Origin of the sequence: Pedosphaera parvula Ellin514, assembly GCF_000172555.1 — a bacterium.
Classification (GTDB): Bacteria; Verrucomicrobiota; Verrucomicrobiia; order Limisphaerales; family Pedosphaeraceae; genus Pedosphaera.
This window is the reverse complement of the sequence record NZ_ABOX02000045.1, coordinates 38,157-60,607: the sequence shown is the minus strand read 5'-3', so window position 1 is coordinate 60,607 and position 22,451 is coordinate 38,157. Positions and strand designations below refer to the sequence as shown.

The following is a 22,451-nucleotide window of genomic DNA, read 5'->3' as shown; positions in this document are numbered from 1 at the left end:
ATGATGCGCTCTCTGCGGAATAAAAGGTATCGCGCGCCATTCCTTGTGCGAGCAATCCATAGAAGGTCACCAATGCCCGCTCTGGTTCATCTTTGCGTAAGACAGTCAATCCATACCGCATTCCATAAACCAGGTTGTTGTTGTCCGGTCCTTCCCACCACGTTGGCCACGACCTTCCGTGTGTCAATCCCATGACCAGTCCACCGTGCTGCTGCAGGTAAGTCATGTAATTACGCTCAAGTGGTGAATCAATTCCGAACACGTGTGAGCCTAAAATGTAGTTCGCCATGAGATTCCAGTAGCCGCCAATCTTCGTCGCCGGGATGAAATCATAAGCCTCTTCCTGTCCGTAAAGAGCGAGGGGAACGAAAGGCGGCTGAACGTCCTTGCGTTCGCTGAGTTCAACAGCTTTCAAAATATTCTTCCTGAATTCAGCCGCTGTTTGGAAAACTCTTTCTGCTTGTTCCTTCTCTCCCATTTCGGCCAGCACCGCCGCTGTGTCACGCATTGCCCGCCAGCCGTTCGCAGTCGAGTTCAACGAAAACACATTCGTTGGAATATCACCGCAATACTGCTCCTTTGGATACAAGCCATTGGTGCCCGTACGATTATCCATCAGCCGCATTAGTTCCTTTTCCCAGCGCGGGCGAAGCGACTTCACAAACTCCGCATCCCGCGTTTGCCAATAGAAACGGCAAATGTCCTCGAGCTTGTGGCCAGCTTGATGATACTCCAATCCCTTCCGCGTGAAATCGAGCAGTGGCAGCAGGAATCGCCTTACATCCTCCTCGTAACCATACTGATTGAAGGCGGTCGCTGTATCACTCCCTTCACCCTCATATAGTTTATCGTATTGGTTGCCCGCGCTGTAATGAATCCGATTCCCATTCACCAATCCAAAATTCTGCAGCACACACGAGCGCCAGGCATTGTTCACGGTGGGTTCGGGAATCTCCATCCCAATCCCGCACCTCAAAATATTCTTCCAGGCCGCCGCACACTTCGTCCGTTCCTTTTCGTAACCACCATTGGCCAATGGCGACGCAACAGTCTGGTTCACCGGCTGTGTCGCAATCGCAACGATTGCCGTGCCGTCCTTCTTGAAATTTGCCACGAGCATCCCTCCGCGGCCAGCATGCCACTTCCAATGCTCGTCATACCAAATCACGACTTCGCCCTTGTCATTCAATAGCCTGCCGTTGTCGTCCTTGAGCGGATCTTTCGTTTCGGGGCAAAGGCTGATGACTCCCGGCTTATCCATCCCGTCTTTGCCCTTGGCAAAACTGAATCTCACCAGCGCCACCGCGTTGCTGCCTAGCTCCGGCGTGACACTCGCAAAAACCTCCTCCCCAAACGTACCTGTGCCATGCTCATACTTGAGTTGATAGATCGGCAAATAACCTTCTTCGAGCTGCGGCCCATCAACATGCTGAAAATACTCGCCAAACAGCAGTTCCTGCGTTCCTACGCGAAAACGAACTGGAATGCCCGGTTCATTCCATGACGCGGTGTTCCCTTTGATATTTATGCCACTGCCGTTCGAAATTAGCCGCCCTTTGCGACGGCTGTTGGGAGCGGCGAGAAGCAATGGATAATACCGGAAATCCGAACTGACATAGCGCACGGGCGGCAACAAGTCCTTGAAGAATTCATAGCTCGGCCCATTCGGCTGCCGCATCGCCTCGTTTCCCCAGAGATCTTCCTTGGACCTCAATACTTCCTCCAACGAAATCGCCGATTGAGCAGCGGACGTTGAAGGTATTTTCTTCGTGTCGGCAGATTTTACGGATGTTACGAGGCTGAGCAGGCCGATGGCATAGCAGGTTGCTTGTATCCTTCTTCCAATGCTGCCGTCAAAACGAAAACATTTCATCATACTTTTCAGTTATGATTTCTTAACCGTAAATCGCAAATTAGTTTTGCCTTTAAGCGCCGTAATGTCCACGGTGCCCTCCTTGTCAACCATTAACGTTTGCGCTCCTGCCTGCGCGGAAATTACGGTCCAACCTTCCGGCACACGAATGCGCAACAACGTTTGCCGCGGGGCCTGCCGTTGTGGCAGATCTACCTCCGCAAGGACTTCGCCCTGGCTCAGCTTCGACTGCACATGCACCGATACGGGCCCAAAAGCTGTTGGAGCGCGCTCAACTTTGATCTCCTTGCCATCCTCCAACCAATGCTTCGAGGTCGCAAAGAGCAGTCGTAATGTCTCCGGCTCACCATCTTCATCCAAGTCCCAATCCTGCACCAGCATGCGACGAAATGTTTGCAACCAAAAGGCATTCCCCGCGCTGTTCGGCGGGCAATAATACTGACGGCCCCATTCATCAACCGGTTCGATGGAGCAGCCTTCGCCGCACGTGAAAGTGTCGCGACTCAACCCGGCCGCCAGCATCCCATAGAAACTTACCAGCGCCCGTTCGGGTTCATCCCGGCGCAGCACGGTTCGCACATAGCGCAATCCATAAAGAGGATTCATATTCGCCGTGCTCACCCAAAAGCTCGGCGCGGGACGCGAACGCACCAACCCCATGAACAATCCGCCATGTTGCTGCATGTATTGCACCATGTCGGTTTCGAGTTCGGAATTTTGTCCAAAAACTTCCGATCCGACGAACGTGTTTGCCATCAAACTCCAGTAACTTCCCATCCTGCTCCCGGGAATGAAATCATAAGGCTGCTCTTCGCCCATCAATGCATTCGGAATAAACATCGGGCGCTGCTTCTTATCCACGCTCTTCTCCACCGCGTCCATGATGTCCTTGTGGAAGTCTGCCGCCAGCTTGCGTAAATTCGCCGCCTGCTTCTTGTCACCCAAGGCTTCATACAACGCCGCCGTGTCTCGCAACGCCCGCCAGCCTTTCGCGTTCGAATTCATTGAAATCACCGGCGTCGGAATGTCGCCACAATATTGTTCGCGCGGATACAATCCATTCTTGGCGCGTCCCCCGGCAAGTCGGTCCACTTCCTTTTGCCACTTCGGACGCAGCGAGTTCACGAACTCCGCATCCCGCGTCTGCCAATAATAACGGCAAACATCATCCAGCTTGTGACCGGCCTGGTGAAATTCCAATCCTTTGCGCGTGAAATCGAGCAGGGGAACAATCAGGCGTTTCATGTCGCTTTCATAACCCCAGAGCATCATCGCCAGCGCCGCCTCGCTCCCTTCCTGCTCATAAAGTTGATCGTACTGATTCCCCGCACTGTAATGCATCCGGTCTCCTTTGATCAGTGAAAAGTTCGCTATAATAAGCGAACGCCACGCGTCGTTCACATAGGGCTCCGGTACCTCCACGTTCATTCCTACTGCCAAAATGTTCTGCCAGGTCTCCACGCATTTGCTGCGTTGCGCATCATATCCCTTGCCCGCAATCGGCGATGCCACCGCCGCCAGCATCGGCACTGTCGCTACCGCCACAACCGCCTTCTCCTTATCCTGAAGTATTGCCACGAGAGCATGACGTGGTGCTTCCCATTTCCAATGGCTGTCGAACCAGACCAACACCTGGCCTTTGTCATCGAGCAAATGATCCATCTCCGCCTTTACCGCTTCGCGCGTATCAATCCGCAACACCATTCGGCCTTTCCCGCCTTTTCCACTCTCTCCAGCGGCAAAGGTGAACTGTGTCAGGCAAACTGCATCGCCTGCATACACCGGGTCCGTGCTTGCAAAGGTCTCCTGATTGTAACGACCGTCACCATGTTTGTAGGTCATCTCCACAATCGGCAGATAACCTTCCGCATACTTCGGCCCCTCCAATCGATTGAGAAAATCACCATACGCGGCTTCATCATTCCCCACGCGGAAAAGCACCGGCGTCCCAATTTCATTCCAACTCCGCGTATTCGCCCTCACGTTGATGCCGCTCCCATTTGAAATCAGCCGCGCCTTCTTTGTCGCATTCGGTGCACTCAACACAATCGGGTAATGCTTGAAATCTGTATTCACATAATGAAGCGATGGGATCAACTTCGCGAAAAACTCGTAGCTCGGCCCATTAGGCTGCGCCATCGCCGCGTCACCATAAACATCTGTCCTCGACGTAATCGCCTCGTTGAGCCCAGGCAATTTCTCCGATTCCGCCCCCATCCCGTTGAGGCAAAAAAGTGGAAGCAGCAGGGAAGATAGAACCGGGGCCGTAACATTCATTCGCAAAGTTCTCATGTGAACCAAACTACTTTGCGCTCCCATCCCATGGAGTAAAGAAAAACCTGCCTTAAATGATGAGTATCATACCCATCAAACTTGGAGATTCTGGTTGGCAGTAAAATAAAATCCACATCATCTAAACTTACTGGCAAATGCCAGAAAATGCCGTGGTACTACAATTAACAAAATCAGAAGCCTTGGTTTGGTTGAATTCCTTTCACGATTTTCCGATGCGGAAACCCTCGCTATTCATGACCAGGCCGAGGAGCGAGTGCTGTGAAATCTTTGTGTAGACTTGAAAGGGCAATTGGTGGAACTGCTCGAAGCGGATTATGCCGAAAAGCTCAACGAAGCCAGAAATCAAGTCCGCGACAAGGAATAATTCTTTCCTCGTAAAGAGCAGGAATTTGCCCGCATGGCGGTTATTGGTTTTCCTCTATCATGAGGAGGTTGGAGAAGACTAGCTTTTAACAACTTACAGCCACAGTGGAAATCATTGGGTTTGCAACCTTAACGGGCTTTGGGGCCTTAAGTTTTTTTGCGCTTTCGTTGTCGCTAACATAGGCACAAACGTGTCTATATATACCATGTTCATGTAATTGAACGCGCCCTCCCGTGGTATTACCATGCTCGCTTCAGCAACTCCCGAATTGGCCATTACTTTGACGCGTTGAAACCCCAAAAACAAAACAACACCATGAAAATACCTATCACGAAACTAATGCTGGGGGTCGGCGCCCTGGCCACCGTCACCGCAATCCAGGCACAGCCGGACTATGCTCCGGCCATCTGGCGTCCAGCGTACCCTGGCCATTGGTACACCTCCGGCAATGGACATAAGTTCCTCGTCATCCATGACATGGAAGGATATTATGCTTCCACAATTTCCTACTTTCAGCAATCCGGCACGCAAGCCAGTATTAATTATTGCGTCAATGGACTTAAGGATAACTCCAGTGACTATCCCGCCGGTGAGATCACTCAAATGGTTCGTGAAGCTAATTATGCCTGGCACGTGCGCTGTTGGAACACCTGGATGGCGGGCACTGAACACGAGGGGTTTGTCAGCAATCCTGCCTGGTATACCGAGACCATGTATCAAGCTTCCGCCGGATTGCAGCGACATATGGCCAGTGCCTATGGCATTGCCATCGATCGCCACCATATCGTCGGACATAATGAATGGCAGAATTCTAGCTGGACCAGTTGGATGGCCTCCAATTGGCCGCAGATTGATACCACCTGCAATACCCACACCGACCCCGGCATTTACTGGGATTGGACCCATTTCATGGACTTGATTAGCAGCTCAGCCAATACCCATGCCAGTCCAACGCTGGGCATCAACTCGGACGGCCGTGAGGAGATTTTTCTCGTCAACAAATCGGGCGCATTGGTGCACAACTACCAGAACACCATTAATGGAAGTTGGGCAGGCTTCTCCAGCCTGGGCTCCGGTTTCGCTTCAACCTGCCAGCCCAAGGTATTGCGGAACAAGGACGGCAGTCTTGAAGTCTTCGCCATCAATAATAGCGGGCAACTGGCCCACGCTTCTGAACAAACCGCTGGCAGCAGCACCAGTTGGAGTGCCTTCTCCACCTTCAGCAGTTCCTTGACTCAACAAGTCAAAGTCGGTGGCGGCACCAACGCCAATGGCACTCTGGATATTTTTGTCATCGGCACCGATAGCACTCTCTACGAGATGCACCAGACCACCCCGGGCGGCAGTTGGAGCAGTTGGACCTCCCTGAGCGGCGTCTGGTCAGAGAATTGTGACATTGCCAATGGCAACGATTTGGATGGTCGTCAGGAAGTGCTCCTGATCGACAATACGGGAGCAGTGAATACTTTCTATCAAACTGCAGTGAATGGCAGCTTTTCCAGCTCCAGTGCCAGCCTGGGTGGCAGCTTTCCGCAGAATGCCCGCCTGGCAATGGCCCGAAATTCTGATGGCCGGTTGGAGGCGTTTGTCGTCGGCAGCGGTGGTGCAGTTCATCATGCTTCCCAAACCGGTCCCAATAGCAGTTGGTCCGGTTGGACAAGCCTGGGCGGCACTGGCGAAGCCGATACGCAACCCGTGGTCGGAGCCAACAAGAATGGTGCGCTGGAACTGCTAATCGTGGGCAGCACCGGCAGCGTTTACCATAATCACCAGACCGCCCCCACCACGTGGGGTAGCTGGGTGAGCATCGGCGGCACCTTCGTCAAAGATGTTCGTCCCGCCTTGGGCATAAACCAGGACGGACGCCTGGAGGCTTTCGCGGTTGGCTCCGGCAGTGATATGTTGCGCAATGCCGAGACCTCGGCCAATAGCACCACCTGGGCCTCCTGGACCAGCATTGGTGGCAGTTTTAATTAATTCATAGAGCATACAGCAGAAGTGGGGGCGGGAGATTATCTCCCGCCTCTTTTTGTACCTTCGGGAAACTTTCTTCATTTGTTGTTTTTCGAAAGTTCTCTTTCCCTACTTGGTTTTTCTCTTCTCTTTTCCAATTTGTCCCCATGGCAGTAACCAGTTGTAAGGACTATTTTTTACCGGCAGAAAGTGTAAGTAAACCTGGGACACATGAGGAATCGCAGCGCAGTTCATCCGCCCATGGCGGCTGGAGATGATTCAAAGCCGGGGGCGGCAACGGATGGCAGCCATCGCCCCAAACCATCCACGCGATTGCGGCGTTGGAGAATTTTCCTGCTTATTCTCATTCTCATTCTCATTTTAGGTGTCGGTCGCGCTTTCCTGCCTTCGATTGTCAGGGACTACGTCAATCGCACCCTGGATCGCAATCCGCTCTACTCGGGTCGCATCGGCGATGTGCAAATTCACCTGCTGCGAGGTGCTTATTCCATTCAGGACATTCGTTTGAGCAAGACGACCGGCAACATTCCGGTCCCGCTCTTTGCCGCGAAGCGCGTTGAATTCGCCCTGCAATGGAACGCTCTCGTTCATCGCCGCATTGTCGGTCGCGTTCTCATGGAAGAACCGGAGTTGAATTTTGTGGATGCTCCCGATGAGGGCGAATCTCAATCTGGGGCCGGTGGGCCCTGGTTACAGCTGATTCGCGATCTGTTTCCCTTCACCATCAATCGTGCGGTCATTCAAAACGGTTCGGCCCACTTTCGCGCTTACCAAAAGAAAGAACCGGTCGACGTTTACCTTTCCCAGTTGGATGCCACCATCGACAATCTCGGAAACATCCATAATCAAACCACGCCATTGGTATCAACCATCCAGGCAAATGCCTTGGTCATGGATCAGGCTAAATTGGAACTGAAAATGACCCTCGATCCTTTTTCTTACAAGCCGACCTTTCACCTCGTGCTGCGCCTGATGAATTTGGATGTGGTCAAGATCAACAACCTCGCGCTCGCCTACGGTAAATTTGATTTTAAACGCGGATGGTTCGACCTGGTGGTCGAGGCGGACTCCAAGGAAGGCCAACTCCACGGGTACGTGAAACCCCTCTTTCGCGATTTGAAAGTATTCAGCCTCACCCATGATTTGAAGGAGGATAACGTGCTCCAGTTCTTCTGGCAGGCGTTGGTCGGAGTCGTGACCACCGTATTTAAAAACCAGCCACATGATCAATTCGGCACGCTTATTCCTTTTAGTGCCGAGGCCAGTGGCAGAAGTTCCACCGATATTCTGGCCACTCTTGGCAACCTGCTGCGCAATGCCTTTGTGCGCGCCTATCTGCCGAAACTGGAAGGTGGCCAGGAAGAATATGACGGGCTGCAGTTCGGACCGCCCGATTTGACCGATCCCATATCAGCCGGAGATCCACCGTGACCATTACAGTGCCAACCTTAAACTAACTACTTTATGAAAAATACGTTGTATCCAATTACGATTTGGGGACGGTGCTCATCATTGGGAATGATTCTCGCCGCCCTTGCCACGATGTTTGGTTGTCATAGCACCCCTGAGAAACAGAACACCTCCTTCTTCACCTCCGGCAGTCGTGAGGCAGATCAGCGCGCCAGCCAACGAATGGCCAGAGATGAACAGATCACCGGTTCCGGTGAAGGCGCTGGGGAAAAGAAAGTCAAAAAGGCGGAGAAGAAAGAAGATGCTTCGACTGGTGCCACCACCAACAAGGCCGCGCAAGCAGAGGGAAAGCTGGCCCTCTTTGACCGCCTCGGTGGCGAGAAAGGAATCACCGCCATCGTGGAGGATGCGACGCCTCGCATACTGCAGGATCCCCGTGTGAACTTTGTGCGTAACGATGTCAAACGCGGGGGATTTTCGTTTCATCGCGATCAGGCTGTCACTTGGCAGGCCACGTCGGAGAACATTACCATGCTCAAGAAACATCTCGTTCAATTCATCTCGCTCGCGTCCGGAGGACCGTCGAAATATGAAGGCAAAGGCATGAAATCGGTCCATGCTGGCATGAATATCTCCAACCCCGAATTCGATGCAGCAGTCGGGGACATTAAGGCCTCGCTCGACAAGTTGCAGATTCCCAATACGGAGCAGAAGGAACTTCTCGCCATCGTAGAAAGCACCCGCCCGGAAATCGTCACGGTCAGATAGCGCTCTCCTAGGAAATATCCCCGCCACTACTTTTCAAATAACCCAGAACATCTGGACCTGCCCGGTTGTTGATTATGAGCTACCGTTCCAGTCGCGTTGAACTCCAGAGTGCACATGACATGTTCATGTAATTGAAGGTGGATTCCTCCCTCCGTAAGATTACGGAACAGATTACTCCCGCAAAACAGCCGTATTTTTTGCTCAATCGAACGCCCTATAAAACTAACAAAATGAAAACCTCATCTTTGAAATTGATGCTTGGGATTGGAGCCTTGACCACGGCCACTGCAGCACTGGCACAGCCTGATTATGGCCCCGCCATTTGGCATCAGGCATATGCCGGTCACTGGTACACCTCGGGCCACGGCCACCAGTTTTTAGTCATTCATGACATGGAAGGTTATTATCTTTCCACCATTTCATACATCCAGGGCGGTGGCGGCCCGGAAAAAGTGAGTATCAATTATTGCGTCAACGGAATAAAAGACAACTCATCAGACTCGCCTGCCGGTGAGATCACCCAAATGGTTCGTGAAGCCAATTATGCCTGGCACGTCGGCTGTTGGAATACCTGGATGGCGGGCACCGAGCACGAAGGTTTCGCCAACAATCCTGCCTGGTATAGCGAGGCGATGTATCAAGCCTCCGCCGGACTGCAGCGTCATATGGCCAGTGCTTATGGAATCCCCATTGATCGCAACCATATTATTGCACACGGCGAATGGCAGAATGCCAGTTGGAAAACCTGGATGGCTGCCAACTATCCCTCGATTGATACCACGTGCAACTCCCACACGGATCCCGGCATTTACTGGGATTGGACCCATTTCATGGATCTGGTCAGCAGCACCACCAACTCGCATGTGAATCCAGCTCTTGGGATCAACTCGGATGGTCGCCAGGAAATTTTTGTCGTCAACAAATCTGGCGCACTGACACATAGCTACCAAACCACAATCAACGGAACCTGGTCGGGTTTCGTCAGTTTGGGCGGCAGCTACGCACAAAACTGCCAGCCCAAGGTATTGCGGAATAATGACGGCAGGCTTGAAGTCTTCGCCATCAATAGCAGTGGCCAGTTGAGTCACGCCTCCGAACAAACTGCTGGCAGCAGCACCAGTTGGAGTGCCTTCTCCACCTTCAGCAGCTCATTGACTCAGCAAGTCAAGGTGGGCGGCGGCGTCAACGCCGATGGCACTCTGGCCGTCTTTGTGGTCGGCACGGATAGCACTCTCTACGAGATGCACCAGACCACCCCGGGCGGCAGTTGGAGCAGTTGGACGGGTCTGAGCGGCACGTGGTCGGAAGATTGTGATATCGCCAACGGCAATGACCTCGATGGTCGCCAGGAAGTGCTCCTGATCGACAAGACGGGCCATGTGAATACGTTTTATCAAACTGCGGTCAATGGCAGTTTCTCCAGCTCCAGTGCCAGCTTGGGCGGCACTTTTGCCCAGAACGCCCGCATGTCCATGGCCCGCAATTCCGATGGTCGACTGGAAGCCTTTGTTATTGGCAGTGGTGGCGCGCTCTACCATGCCTACCAAACCGCTGCTAATGGCAGTTGGTCCAGTTGGACGAGTCTCGGTGGCACCGGCGAAGCTGATACCCAACCTGTTGCCCGAGCCAATCAGAACGGTTCGTTGGAAGTAATCATCGTGGGCAGCACGGGCGGCGTCTTCCACAATCACCAAACCGGCACCAGCACCTGGGCGGGCTGGGTGAGCATCGGTGGCACTTTCGCTAAAAATGTTCGTCCCGCCTTGGGAATAAACCAGGATGGCCGCCTCGAAGCCTATTTGGTTGGCTCGGGAAGCGATATGTTGCGCAATGCCGAGACCTCAGCCAACAGCACCACATGGGCCTCCTGGACCAGCATCGGCGGCAGTTTCAATTAGCACCTGAAATCCTTTCCAGTCGGGCTGAATTTTCATGCGGCCCGTCGGGAGAGAGTCCATTGAAATTAGGTTTACCCGAGACAGTTGCGTCTGCTCGAAAAGGACGCGGCTGTTTCGGGTTTTCTTGTACAAGTTGTTCAAGGTTCTTGCCTGAGTCACGATTGGCTCGACAACTCGCCTCACCCGTCTTATTTTTTGGCCTCTCAGCAAGGTGCATTATCAACATTATTAGCAGTCTTGTTGGAACAGCTAATTATGGATCTATCAGAAGTAAACAAACAGGTTGTTGCGAACTATGCCGAGGCTTTCAACGCGGGCGATTACGACGCCCTGCAAAGAATATTCGCTCCTGACGCCGTGATTCAAGGCGTTCTGGGAAAAGGCGATCTGGGAAAAGGCGGTCTGGCTACCGTCATCCCTATTTGGAAGGACCTGCGGTCAGCTTTTGGGATAGTCCTGACCGTGGAATCAATGATCGCCGAGGGTGAATACGTTGCGGTGCGTTACCTCGAGCGTGGAAAATTTGTAGGTCCATTTCGCGGAAATCAACCGACCGGCAAATCCTATGAATTGGGCGCAATGGAACGGTTTATCGTTCGCGACGGCAAAATCCAGCAACGCTGGGGCGCCAGAGATTCGGCAGCGCAGGCACGCCAAATCGGTCTGCCACTTTCATGGGACTGAAATCATTAGAGGAACTCCACGATATGCCCAACCAGCCTCTAGACGTTCAGTCTCAATATACCCGCCGCATAAATGATGCACAGGCAGCACGCGCAAAGCTGGCCGTGGCTGGAGAAACCTTGGATTCGGTTTTGAGAATACAGACTGGAGTTGTGTTCTGTGCAGCGCTGGGGATTATTTTATGGCTCATCTTTCATGGTTATTCCACCATCGTTTGCTTTTTAGTCGGTCTCGGTTCACTTTTTCAAGTGGTCGTGTTTTATTTTTTAAGCGGATTTGTACGAGCGCTTACCCAGACGCAGGTGGAGACGTTGCGGTCCTCACTTTCATGCATGTGCTTGAGCGCTGGAATTCCAGATCCGGAATTGCCAACGGACGAATCCGAGGATGAGGGCTCAAAATAAACCCGTTCAACTTATGCATGCAGACGAACAAAAAATTCGCGATCTGATTGCCACCTGGCTCCGCGCCAGCGCAGCAGGAGACCTTCCGCAATTGCTTAAACTCATGGCCGAGGATGTTGTCTTTCTCATTCCCGGCCGTCCACCCATGCGTGGCCGGGACGCCTTCGCCGCAAATTTTCAAACCGCTCTCCAACATTTTCAAATCAGTGCGACCTCGCAAATTCAGGAGATACAAATCTCCGGTGAAATGGCTTACTGCTGGAATCATCTTTCCGTCACCATGACTCCAAGGCAGGAAGGTTCACCCGTGCAGCGATCCGGCTTCGTTCTCTCTATTATGCGGAAAAATCCCGACGGCAACTGGATCCTTTTCCGTGATGCGAATCTTCTGGCCGCCGAGCCAGTATCGCCTCTGAGCTGATGTGCTGGACAACTTTCTTTGCTCGACTTAGTTTCAAGTGCGTAATGGAAAAGAAGAACCAGAAATTTAAACTTTCCGCCAAAGCATGGTTTGCCATTTGCCTTATTGGTATTCTCTATGTCAGCGCAGCTTTTCTGGGAGGCGATTTTTTTAACACGCTGTATTACGGAGCTCTGGCAATCAGTACGGCAGGCATTGCGGCTTTTGATTCGACGCATATCGATCTTCGCCGTTATGACACATGGCTTTCATATGGGCCGGTAGGTCTGTTTGTAACCTGTGTACTGTTTTTTCCCCTGGCCATTATCTGGTATTTCTTTGTCCGCATACGGATTGCGCGAGGAACGATGCCTTTGCGGTATCGGTCTGGAAATCATCGGAAAATAGTGTAACACTTTGAATTTCCTTTCTGATGGCTGTGAGCCAAAGGTTGCCTCAAATCAAATCACAGTTACACTTCTTGCGTGATTCGAAACATCATTTTTGATTGGTCGGGCACGTTGGTGGATGATCTTCCAGCCGTTTGGAAGGCGACCAATCACGTCCTGATCCAGGCCGAGCGCGAAGAGATGAGCCTGGAAACGTTCCGCGCGGAGTTCTGCCTGCCTTTCACCAAGTTTTACGAACGTTATGTGCCGCACGTCTCGATGCCTCAATTGGAGGTCTGGTTTCATGGGCGCTTCAAGCAGGTGCAGGATTCCGTTGTCGAACTGCCCCATGCACGTGCATTTCTAAAGTATTGCCGCCAAAAAGGCGTTCGCACCTTTCTCCTGAGCACTGTCCACTCAGATCATTTCGCCGTGCAAGCTGGCACCACCGGCTTCGCCGAATTTCTGGATCGCCCCTATGTCGGCATCATTGATAAACGGGAAAAGATTCATTCCGTCCTGGAAGAAAACCAGGTGAACCCCGATGAAACTTTGTTCATCGGCGACATGCAACATGACATCGATACGGCGAAACACGGCGGCATTCATTCCTGCGCGGTGTTAACGGGCTATAACGGTTTGCAACAACTCCGCGCCAGCCATCCTGATCTCATCGTTGAGCATCTTGGTGAACTGCAAAATATTTTGGAATCAAATGGGATGGAACTTCGCCCCGGTGCAGATCAGGAGACGGAGAAGATGCCGGTAGTTACGGTCGGTGCTCTTATCTTCAACGATGTTGGGGATGTATTGATGGTCCGCACTCATAAATGGTCCAACCTCTGGGGCATTCCCGGCGGAAAAATAAAATGGGGTGAGGACTCATTCACTGCGTTACGTCGAGAGATCATGGAAGAAACCAATCTCGACATTACCGACATCAAGTTTGTGCTGGTGCAGGATTGCATTCATTCGAAGGAATTTTATCGCGATGCGCATTTCGTTTTGCTTAATTACACGGCGCTCGCCGTGGGAAACAGAGAAGTGAAGCTCAACGACGAAGCGCGGGAGTTTAAGTGGCTTTCCGTGGCGAATGCGTTGAAAATGAGCATCAATCAGCCCACGCGCATTCTGCTTGAAGCCGTCGCGAAATCAGAACTGAAGCCGGTAAATTAAGTATGTCAAAGATTACGATCAAAGACTTGGAAGTGTTTTATTGCGTCGGTGTGCCGGACGAGGAACGTGCCAGGCCGCAACGGCTGTTGCTCACGATCGATATGACCTTCGACTTCACCTCTGCCGCCGTGAGCGATCGAATCCAGAAAACCATCGATTATTACGCTGTCGCCCAAACTTTGCTGAAATATGGCGAGGGCCGCAGTTGGAAACTGATTGAAAAGCTTTCGGCCAACCTGGCTGACATGATTCTCAACGAATATCAACCCCAAGCCATCACGGTCGAAGTGAAGAAGTTCGTCATCCCGCAGGCGCAATATGTCTCAGTGACCTGGACGCAGAAGCGATAACTTCACTTTGAGCTTTTGACAAAATGAAAGCGGTTCGCCTTATCAAGCCGGGTCAGCCACTCGAAATGCAGGAGATTCCCATTCCGCAAATCGGGCCTTCCGATGTTCTCATCAAAGTAAAGGCCGCCGGCATCTGTCATTCCGATGCGCATTACCGTGCGGGCAATTCCCGTGTCGATCCTTTGCCATTGACCTTGGGCCACGAGGTGGCTGGCGTCATCGAAAACGTCGGTTTGAATGTGAAGCGGTTCCAAGCAGGCGACCGCGTTTGCGTGCATTATCTGGCCACCTGCGGCGATTGTGAATACTGCAGCCAAGGGAGTGAACAGTTTTGCACCACTGGCCAGATGATCGGGAAATATCGCGATGGCGGCTATGCTGAGTATATGGCCATTCCCGCTCGTAGCGTTTTCAAGCTGCCTGACGAAATTCCCTTTGAGCAAGGAGCGGTCATGATGTGTTCTTCCGCAACTTCCTTACATGCGCTAAACAAAGCGCGCATCAGGGCAGGGGAATCCGTGGCGATTTTTGGCGTTGGAGGGCTGGGCATCTCCGCAGTACAGCTCGCACAAGCCTTTGGCGCTTCACAAGTTTATGCGGTCGATATCAAATTCTCCAAGTTGGACTTCGCCAAACGCCTGGGAGCAATTCCCATTGATGCGTCGACGACAGATCCCGTTGCTGAAATTAAGCGGCTCACAAATGGCCGTGGCGTTGATGTCGCTCTCGAATTGATCGGTCTGCCTTTGACCATGAAGCAGGCGCTTCAATCACTTGCCATCAAAGGACGCGCGATGCTGGTTGGCATCACGCAGCAATCCTTCGCTGTTTCTCCATATCACGAGGTTCTCAACAAGGAAGCTGAAATCATTGGCGTATCCGATCACCTGGCTTCAGAAATCCCGCAGTTGCTTGACTGGGCTCGCGTCGGCAAATTGAACTTAAAGGAAGTCATCACTCAAACCGTACCGCTCGATGCGGATGGCATCAATCACTCCCTGGACCGTCTCGAACAGTTCGGCGACCAGGTTCGTGTAGTGATCACTCCCTAAAATTCCCGTCGCTCCCAAACTTTATTACTTCTCCTCGCGCAAACGTTTGCTGCGAGGTACCGCCATGGCGAAGTCTTCGGCCGATTCAGTAGCCAGTTCGCGTTCCAATCTTTCGATCTCCGGTGCAGGCTGTTCGTGCGGCTTCATAACAATTTTGATGCAACCATCCGCTTTCTTCGCAAACATTTCATAAGCGTCTGGTGCCTCGGACAGCGCTATGCGATGCGTGATGACAAATCGCGGATCAATTTTCCCGTCCTGAATCAATTGCAACAGCGGCCTGAGATATTTGTGCACATGCGTCTGGCCCATCTTGAAAGTCAACCCTTTCGCGAATGCGGCACCCAATGGAATCTTGTCCAGGAATCCGGCGTATACACCCGGAATTGATAGCGTCCCACCTTTGCGACATGCCCGCATTGCCTGCCGCAACACATAGGGCCGGTCGGTTTCGAGTTTTATTGCCTGCTTCACGACGTCATAGGCTGAACCATGAGCTTCCATTCCGACGGCGTCGATACAGGCATCGGGACCACGGCCTCCCGTCCGTTCCTTCAAGATTTCGATAACATCCTCTTTGTCTGAAATGGCGATCGCGCCGCCTTCCTCGGCAAGTTTCATACGTTCAGGCACCTCATCAATCGCGTACACTTTCTCCGCTCCCAGCAGGTAGGCAGAGCGAATGGCGAACTGGCCTACCGGGCCACACCCCCAGACCGCTACAATGTCCCCACCTTCGATGTTGCAATTTTCCGCCGCCATGTAGCCGGTTGGAAAAATATCCGAAAGGAAAAGAACCTGTTCGTCTTCCATGCCGTTCGGAATTTTTATCGGTCCGACATCAGCGAATGGCACCCGGGCATATTGTGCCTGTCCTCCCGCATAGCCGCCATAAAGATGGGAATAGCCAAACAGTCCGGCGCCCGAGAACCCATTGAGCTTTGCATTCCGCGCTGCATTTGGGTTGGTGTTGTCGCACAACGACCACTCCTGATGCTGGCAATGATGGCACTGCCCGCAGGAGATGCAGAATGGCACCACGACCCGGTCACCAGGCTTCAGATTTTTTACGTTGGGGCCGACTTCCTCGACTTCCCCCATGAATTCATGGCCCAGGATATCTCCTTCCTCCATGCTGGGGATGAAACCATCGAAGAGATGCAGATCTGAGCCACAAATGGTGGTGGAAGTGACTTTGATGATTGCGTCGCCGGGGTTTAAAATCCTTGGATCATCAACCTCTTCAACCCTCACATCCTTTTTTCCGTACCAACATACAGCTCTCATTCTACACCTCTTCTTTCTTCTTCCTTCGCTTTTTGCCGACCTCCAGCCGGTTGCCCTTCAGTGGTTGGAATCTCTCCGGTTTCCATGAGTGCCTTGAGAGCGCAAAGATCATCCTCCACCATGAGGTCCGGTTCTTCGCCGTAGAGCTTGGCAACCGCCTCTCCCAACGCCCCGCCTGGGGGCACATATTCGAACGAGACAGTGACTTCGGTTCCTTGTCCAGCAGGTGCTGGCTTGAAGCGGACAGAGCCGGCATTGCGAAATTGGGAGTCAGGCACGCTTTCCCATGCAATCATTTCATTTGGATGTTCGTTGATGATGACAGCATCCCATTCCAAGGTGTCGCCGGTAGGGGACTTGGCGACCCAATGCGATTCCACGTTGGAAATTTGAGTAACCGCAAACAGGTGTTTCGTAAATCCTGGCAGATTCTCAAATTGGCGCCAATAGCCATAGAGTTCGGGAGCGCTCTTCCTGATGGTGCAGGCTTTCACCACTTTCTTCCCTTTGCCACTAGGAACGGCAGGGGGAGGGGCTTTCTTCTTGGTTTTCGTTTCCATAAAATCGGTGACGGCTTGGCCGCGTTCTCCACAAAAAAACTTATGGCATAGCTGCCCCATTTCCAGCGGGTAACCTACCTACCTTTGGCATAGAAAAACGCCCAGAACAACCTGAGTATCAAGGTTTGATAAAAGCTGAACTGGAAATACGAGTGCCATCCATCGCATTGAGTTCCCAAGCTCTCGCAGTGATTGACAAGGTGACGGCTTCCGAGTGCCGGGTGTAGATGACAGGAATATCTTTTGCTGCGAGTCGTTGCTGCAGTTTTCTTCCGGCGCGTTTGTTTGCGGGGAAATCGGCATCGGCGATGATGATGATTTTCGGGCGAATCGCATCAAGAAGCAGATCGTTCAATGGTTCTCCTTCATTTGGCAAGCCCGCTACCACGATGTCCGCGTGCAGATCCTTCGTTCTTTCAAGCAGGGCATTCTGTCCCAGTCCGCCGAGATTTGAAAGGAGCAGGAGGCGGGTTGAGGCAAAATCACCTCTGAGCACCATCGCGTTGTCACTGGCCCGGGCGAAAGTGGTGGTGTCAGGTGGATACAGAACGGTCCAGCCTCCGATGTGATCGCCGCAGGAGATATTCTCGTGACGTGTGCGAGTCGATTCCAAAACCTTCAGAAAATTGACATAATCGGGAGACCGGAATCGGATGGGGCTGGTATAAACGAGGCGAGGGGAAACAATTTCCGACAACAGTTGTGATCCCCCCGTGTAGCTTATTTCTCCGTGGCTGAGAAGGAGGTGATCGAGTCGATTCACCCCCTGCGCCTGCAAAAACGGTTTGACCATCATTTCAACAGAAGTCTTGTTGCCGGTATCAATCAACCAGGTTTTTCCATCTGTTGAACTCTTCGCAAACACCGCGTGACCGCCATTCATTGGAAGAATTGTCACCCTGGTGATCGAAGGATGCTGCAGGGCGTAAACCGAACACCACACGATCACAAGGAAAGCGACGCCAGTGATGCGCCAATTCCGTTGTTCCTTCCGGAAGATCCAACCCGTGAAAATAGCCAGCAGCAACACATAGTAGACGATGATGCTGAAGAGACTTGGACTCGGAACGTAATAATATGCTGCCGGCCAGCTTGCCGACCATTGACTGCTGTTTTCAATGCCTCGCATCAGGAACCAACCGGCGTGGTTAAACAGTTCTGCCGCCCACGGAAACCAGGCAGCCAGTAGCAGGCTGCACAGGTTGGCGATCAGTACCAATCCGCAAAGAAAAACGGCAGGCACATTGGCTGGCCCGCTGGCCGGCGTGATGATGTGAAAGTAATAAGCAGCCAGGGGAATGGACCCGAGCCAGGCAGCGATGGACGAGAAGAATAAATCCAGCAGGTATCGGGCTGGTATTTTTAACCAGCGCTGCCACTTTGGAACCAGTTCTTCCGGCAACAATGGGTCGTGACGCAAAAGTCGCAAGGTCAGCTGGTCAAAAACTGGCCAGATCAAAATAATGCAAAGAACGACAAAGAAGGAGAGTTGAAAGCCCGCTTGGAATAGCTGGCGTGGTTCCCAGACCAAAATGATCAGGGCCGCGACGAAGAGGGAGTTGATCATGTCACTCGGGCGTTTCAGTGCCCAGCCAACATAAATCACCGCTACCATCACAAGTGCTCTGATGGCAGATGCTGGCCAGCCGGTCATGGCTGCATAAAAAATCAAAGCGGGAATGACGAGTATGCCGCAGGCGGCCCGGGGAACCCTGAGGACCCGCAGGAGCACAAAGAAAATTCCGGATACAATGGCGATTCGTAAACCGTCTACGGCAAAGATGTGATAAGTCGCAGCACGTATAAATGGTTCAGAGACCTCCTCCGTCAATGCCGCTTTCCATCCCAACGTAAGCGCCCATTCCAAGTGGAGCGTTTGATCTGCAACTGGCAGTCCAAGCGCCAGAGCTTTTTTCGCCCAGGTCGTAAAGCGATCTTCCAACGGACGAGAGCCGGGCGATGACAAAATCTGCCAGTCACCAGAGGACTCGGTGTGTAACTGGTAATAAATTCCTTGTTGTTGAAGGTATTGTCGATAATCGAACAGGCCCTCCGCAATGGGTCCTTTGGCAGGTCGCAGTATGCCGGTGATCTCGACAATCTGTCCGCGGAAAAAGTTATCTGAAAGCAGCTCCTTGACACTGACCATTACGGAACCGAAAGCTGGTTGCCAGTCACTTCGATTGGGCCGCAGCTCTGTGAGGTCGACTTGGGCCATCGACGTCCAAACCTCGATATCATTCTGCTTGTGCAATCGCTGATGAGGGGTTTCGTGCAGCTTTCCACGAATCGTAACAATCGCCTCGTTAGTACCAGCCAGTCTTCGAATGTCACGTGGGGAAAGTACTGCCTCGCGTTGAGCGAGATTTATCCAGCCGGCAAGCAGAAGCACGGGGCAAAGGCAAACTAATCGCCATCGTGGGCAAGTCAATGCCGGAATGAGCAGCAGAAAAGCCAGGCTGAACAGAATGGGCAGGGGAGCGGAACAGCGGGCCAGCAAAATTCCCGCCGTGTACCAAAACGCCACCAGGACTAGTGGTCGTTTCAACATGTCACCAGAATTTAAGCCAGCGCCCGAGAGCGTAGAGTGCCAGCAAGCCGATCAGTGCCCCGGAACTATCGATTAACACATCCCGCAGGCAACCCTCACGTGAAGGAACGAAAGTCTGGTGAAATTCATCCGTGGAAGCATAAAGGGCAGCCACCCAGAGGGCCACGCCGGCCTCCGACCACTGCCAGGGACGCTTGTCACGCCAAACCAGTTTTCTAGTTGCGCGCCAGACGAGGAACGCGAGGATGGCATATTCGGTAAGGTGAGCGCATTTGCGAAACACGAGGACCACGTTGTAGACTGTATGTTCAGAGAGATGGGGCAGCAGCCAGTGAAGCAGCGGGGCAATAATCCGGGACGAATGCTGGAAGGATTGCCTATCGCCCGAGGCAGTGAAAATAGTCACCATCCAGATGAGGACTGGTGCCCAATAATATATGAATGTCCATGCTTTGCGCACGACGCATAAAAACAGGGAAATCCTGTTTGACGCAACTTTAATTCTAAATGAGTTTGCCAAAACCGGTGCTCTCTGGCACAGAAATGCGTTCCTATGCGACTGTATTTGATTTTATTTGCACTGGTTGGTGTTGGGTTGGCATCCGGTTGCGATAAAGCCGTAACCGAGTCAAAAAAGCCCGGTATCGCCATGGTTGTGCCTGCGGCGGTGACGAATAAGCCGGAAGCTGAGGTTCGCCTTCATTTCATTGGGACGGCACAAGCAATGGCGGACACCAATTCCGCCCGGTTGAAGGAGATGGGTGACTTGCCTGCCAGCAAGGATCTGCTTGAGGAGATGTTGCAAAAGCTTGCAACCACGCCGTACCGTCTCTTTAAGGATAAATTCGATAACAACGCCAAGCCCTCAGCCGAACTCATACGACCTTTGGTGGAGGATGTTCTCCGCGCTGAATCGTACACCGAAATGCGCGCCATGACCAAGGTTATTCCGGAAATGCTGATCGCCGTCCAGCTGGACAATGCGCGCGCTGAAGTTTGGCGCACCAATATCGCCACGGTATTAAAAAGCTGGACTCACTTGTCCACAATCGACATTGAAGTGAATGGTTACAAGGGATGGGAGCTCAAGAAGCATAAGGACCCCAACGTCATCCGCCTGATCCGGGCTGGCGACTGGGTAGTTTTCGGCTGGGGACAGGACCAGATTCAGCTGTTGCCTGGAATGCTGGAGAAGATTAAAAGCAACGGTCGTCCGGTGGATGTCGAAAAGGATTCCTTGCTGCACGCATGGGTGAATGGTCCAGCCTTGAATGTTTATCAGCCCACGAACCTGCCGGTCAAATTTCCAATCACTGATATTACACTCGCCAACCACAAGGACTATTTCCGAACCAGTGTGAAAATGGATTTTGCGGAACCTTTAAACATGACTTTAGATCCGTGGCAGGTGCCTACCAACCTCATTCATGATCCATTGATCTTTTTCCTTGGGGTCCGTGGAATTGGTCCATGGTTGAAGCAGTTCCCGCAAACACAGGCTTTGAATCTGGACACAATACCCAATCAATACTTTGGCTGGGCAATGGATAAAGTTCCGCTTGAAACCTCCATCATTGCACCGGTTCAGAACGGCACAAACTTGATGCAACAGTTAGGGCCTCTTCTCCTTTCGAGGTATAATCCATTCCTGGAGCAAAAGCACATTGGACAACTATTATGGAAGACAAATCAAAACCAAATTCTTTGGGCTGGTCTGCCGATGCTCTCGCCTAATTTGAAACTTTACAGCGCCCCTTCAGGTGACTTTCTCAGACTTGAGGTTTTTCCCAATCCAGCGGTAAAAGATCCCCTGCCAACCGAGATCCTGACTCAAATTATGAGCAAGACGAATCTGTTTTACTATGATTGGGAAGTTACTGGTGAACGTTTGCCCCAGCTCCGTGGATTGAGTGATTTTTACTGCATATTGTCAGGCAAGGCGTTCGTTGGGCCCAATGCACTGGTGCAAAAATGGCTCGATGTCATGGCACCGAAACTGGGCAATTGTGGGACCGTGGGCACCGTTACCTCGCCCACTGAGTTGACTTTTGTACGCAATGCGTCCATCGGATTATCGGCGTTGGAGTTGACCCTTCTTAAACGTTGGGTTGCATCCCCCAATTTTCCCATCAACGCCCAAATCGAACGAGTTCGGCCAAATCTTAAGAACAGGTCAACCAACGGACCAGTTGCCGTTCCGCAACTCATGCCAGTTCCCGATACGAATTCCGCCACCAAACAATAAAATGCTTAAACTGGGCGTAAATATTGATCATGTGGCCACGTTGCGCGAAGCCCGCTACCGGGGGACGGGGCAAGGTGAGCCGGATCCCATTTCGGCCGCGCTGATTTCTGAATCAGCAGGAGCTCACGGAATTACCGCCCATCTGCGCGAGGATCGCCGCCATATTCAGGATCGCGATGTTTGGAACCTTCGCAAGGCCATCAAGACACGGCTCAATCTGGAAATGGCGAATGCTCCAGAGATAGTGGAGATCGCGCTTAAATTGAAACCCGAAATTGTTTGTCTGGTGCCCGAAAAGCGTCAGGAGGTAACCACTGAGGGTGGGTTGGACGTGGTTGGAAACCTGCAGTCGCTCACTGAAACCCGCAAGCGAATGACCGATGCCGGCATTGAGGTAAGCCTGTTTATTGCCGCCGAACCGGCTCAGGTCCAGGCAGCCTCAAGGGTTGGAGCTCAATTTATTGAACTGCACACGGGCGCATTCGCGGAACATTTTAATCAAAAGGTCGAGCGAAACCTGGAACTTGCACGCCTTATCACCGCCGCAAAGCAGGCGCACGCACTGGGAATTCAAGTCAACGCCGGGCATGGTTTGAATTACGAGAACCTGCCGTTGCTCCACACCGTGCCGCATCTCGTGGAACTCAACATTGGGCACAGCGTCATCAGTCGCGCCATTACTGTGGGATTGGAGACGGCCGTCAAACAAATGCTGAAGTTGATGGAAGGTTATCGACCTTAATTAAGGCTGAAAGGGCTTTGCTGGCACCC

Annotated in this window: 19 protein-coding genes; 13 read left to right on the top strand and 6 right to left on the bottom strand. The window is 52.3% G+C overall.

Annotation, left to right across the window (positions count from 1 at the left end):
• Window positions 1-1,876, bottom strand: a 1,876-nt coding sequence (locus CFLAV_RS24965) for a hypothetical protein (RefSeq protein ID WP_007417652.1), incomplete at its 3' end; no start/stop codon positions are given.
• Between the two features lie 9 nt (window positions 1,877-1,885).
• Window positions 1,886-4,165, bottom strand: a complete 2,280-nt coding sequence (locus CFLAV_RS24960; RefSeq protein ID WP_007417651.1) for a glucosidase family protein — start codon at window positions 4,163-4,165, stop codon at window positions 1,886-1,888.
• A gap of 682 nt (window positions 4,166-4,847) precedes the next feature.
• Here CFLAV_RS24960 and CFLAV_RS33115 point away from each other — a divergent pair.
• The 11 genes from CFLAV_RS33115 to CFLAV_RS24905 all read left to right on the top strand — a co-directional run bounded on the left by CFLAV_RS33115 (window position 4,848) and on the right by CFLAV_RS24905 (window position 15,037).
• Complete coding sequence (locus CFLAV_RS33115) at window positions 4,848-6,509, top strand: DUF8189 domain-containing protein (protein ID WP_007417650.1); 1,662 nt, start codon at window positions 4,848-4,850, stop codon at window positions 6,507-6,509.
• Between the two features lie 207 nt (window positions 6,510-6,716).
• A complete protein-coding gene (locus tag CFLAV_RS24950) occupies window positions 6,717-7,937 on the top strand; it encodes a DUF748 domain-containing protein (protein ID WP_050785945.1) in 1,221 nt (406 codons plus the stop codon).
• Between the two features lie 33 nt (window positions 7,938-7,970).
• Complete coding sequence (locus CFLAV_RS33110; protein ID WP_085998892.1) at window positions 7,971-8,684, top strand: group I truncated hemoglobin; 714 nt, start codon at window positions 7,971-7,973, stop codon at window positions 8,682-8,684.
• A gap of 230 nt (window positions 8,685-8,914) precedes the next feature.
• The gene (locus tag CFLAV_RS33105) at window positions 8,915-10,582 is read left to right on the top strand and encodes a DUF8189 domain-containing protein (protein WP_150107582.1); all 1,668 of its coding nucleotides are present in this window, start codon (window positions 8,915-8,917) and stop codon (window positions 10,580-10,582) included.
• A gap of 255 nt (window positions 10,583-10,837) precedes the next feature.
• Window positions 10,838-11,266: an ester cyclase gene (locus CFLAV_RS24935; RefSeq protein WP_007417646.1), complete on the top strand. Its 429-nt coding sequence runs from the start codon at window positions 10,838-10,840 to the stop codon at window positions 11,264-11,266.
• Window positions 11,267-11,289: 23 nt separating this feature from the next.
• Window positions 11,290-11,670, top strand: coding sequence for a hypothetical protein (locus CFLAV_RS36680; RefSeq protein ID WP_040550091.1), 381 nt, complete (start codon window positions 11,290-11,292; stop codon window positions 11,668-11,670).
• Window positions 11,671-11,683: 13 nt separating this feature from the next.
• Window positions 11,684-12,091 carry a YybH family protein gene (locus tag CFLAV_RS24925; protein WP_040550090.1) on the top strand — a complete coding sequence of 136 codons (408 nt, stop codon included), beginning with the start codon at window positions 11,684-11,686 and terminating at the stop codon, window positions 12,089-12,091.
• 44 nt (window positions 12,092-12,135) lie between these two features.
• Window positions 12,136-12,483 carry a hypothetical protein gene (locus CFLAV_RS24920; RefSeq protein WP_040550089.1) on the top strand — a complete coding sequence of 116 codons (348 nt, stop codon included), beginning with the start codon at window positions 12,136-12,138 and terminating at the stop codon, window positions 12,481-12,483.
• A 72-nt stretch (window positions 12,484-12,555) separates the two neighbouring features.
• Complete coding sequence (locus tag CFLAV_RS24915) at window positions 12,556-13,635, top strand: NUDIX domain-containing protein (protein ID WP_007417642.1); 1,080 nt, start codon at window positions 12,556-12,558, stop codon at window positions 13,633-13,635.
• A 2-nt stretch (window positions 13,636-13,637) separates the two neighbouring features.
• Complete coding sequence (folB, locus tag CFLAV_RS24910; protein WP_007417641.1) at window positions 13,638-13,985, top strand: dihydroneopterin aldolase; 348 nt, start codon at window positions 13,638-13,640, stop codon at window positions 13,983-13,985.
• A 23-nt stretch (window positions 13,986-14,008) separates the two neighbouring features.
• The gene (locus CFLAV_RS24905; RefSeq protein ID WP_007417640.1) at window positions 14,009-15,037 is read left to right on the top strand and encodes an alcohol dehydrogenase catalytic domain-containing protein; all 1,029 of its coding nucleotides are present in this window, start codon (window positions 14,009-14,011) and stop codon (window positions 15,035-15,037) included.
• 24 nt (window positions 15,038-15,061) lie between these two features.
• Here CFLAV_RS24905 and CFLAV_RS24900 read toward each other — a convergent pair whose 3' ends face one another.
• The 4 genes from CFLAV_RS24900 to CFLAV_RS24885 form a co-directional block, all read right to left on the bottom strand.
• Window positions 15,062-16,324 carry a zinc-dependent alcohol dehydrogenase gene (locus CFLAV_RS24900; protein WP_007417639.1) on the bottom strand — a complete coding sequence of 421 codons (1,263 nt, stop codon included), beginning with the start codon at window positions 16,322-16,324 and terminating at the stop codon, window positions 15,062-15,064.
• Window positions 16,321-16,884, bottom strand: coding sequence for an SRPBCC family protein (locus tag CFLAV_RS24895; protein ID WP_160164658.1), 564 nt, complete (start codon window positions 16,882-16,884; stop codon window positions 16,321-16,323). Before CFLAV_RS24895 ends, CFLAV_RS24900 begins: the two co-directional genes overlap by 4 nt.
• 118 nt (window positions 16,885-17,002) lie before the next feature.
• Window positions 17,003-19,435: a ComEC/Rec2 family competence protein gene (locus tag CFLAV_RS24890; RefSeq protein WP_007417637.1), complete on the bottom strand. Its 2,433-nt coding sequence runs from the start codon at window positions 19,433-19,435 to the stop codon at window positions 17,003-17,005.
• Window position 19,436: 1 nt separating this feature from the next.
• The gene (locus tag CFLAV_RS24885) at window positions 19,437-19,895 is read right to left on the bottom strand and encodes a VanZ family protein (RefSeq protein ID WP_040550087.1); all 459 of its coding nucleotides are present in this window, start codon (window positions 19,893-19,895) and stop codon (window positions 19,437-19,439) included.
• 93 nt (window positions 19,896-19,988) lie between these two features.
• Between CFLAV_RS24885 and CFLAV_RS24880 the strand changes: the two genes are divergently transcribed.
• Both CFLAV_RS24880 and CFLAV_RS24875 read left to right on the top strand, forming a co-directional pair.
• Window positions 19,989-21,680, top strand: coding sequence for a hypothetical protein (locus CFLAV_RS24880; RefSeq protein ID WP_007417635.1), 1,692 nt, complete (start codon window positions 19,989-19,991; stop codon window positions 21,678-21,680).
• 1 nt (window position 21,681) lies between these two features.
• Entirely contained in the window at window positions 21,682-22,422 is a 741-nt protein-coding gene (locus CFLAV_RS24875; protein ID WP_007417634.1) for a pyridoxine 5'-phosphate synthase, read from the top strand.
• Window positions 22,423-22,451 lie beyond the last annotated feature (29 nt).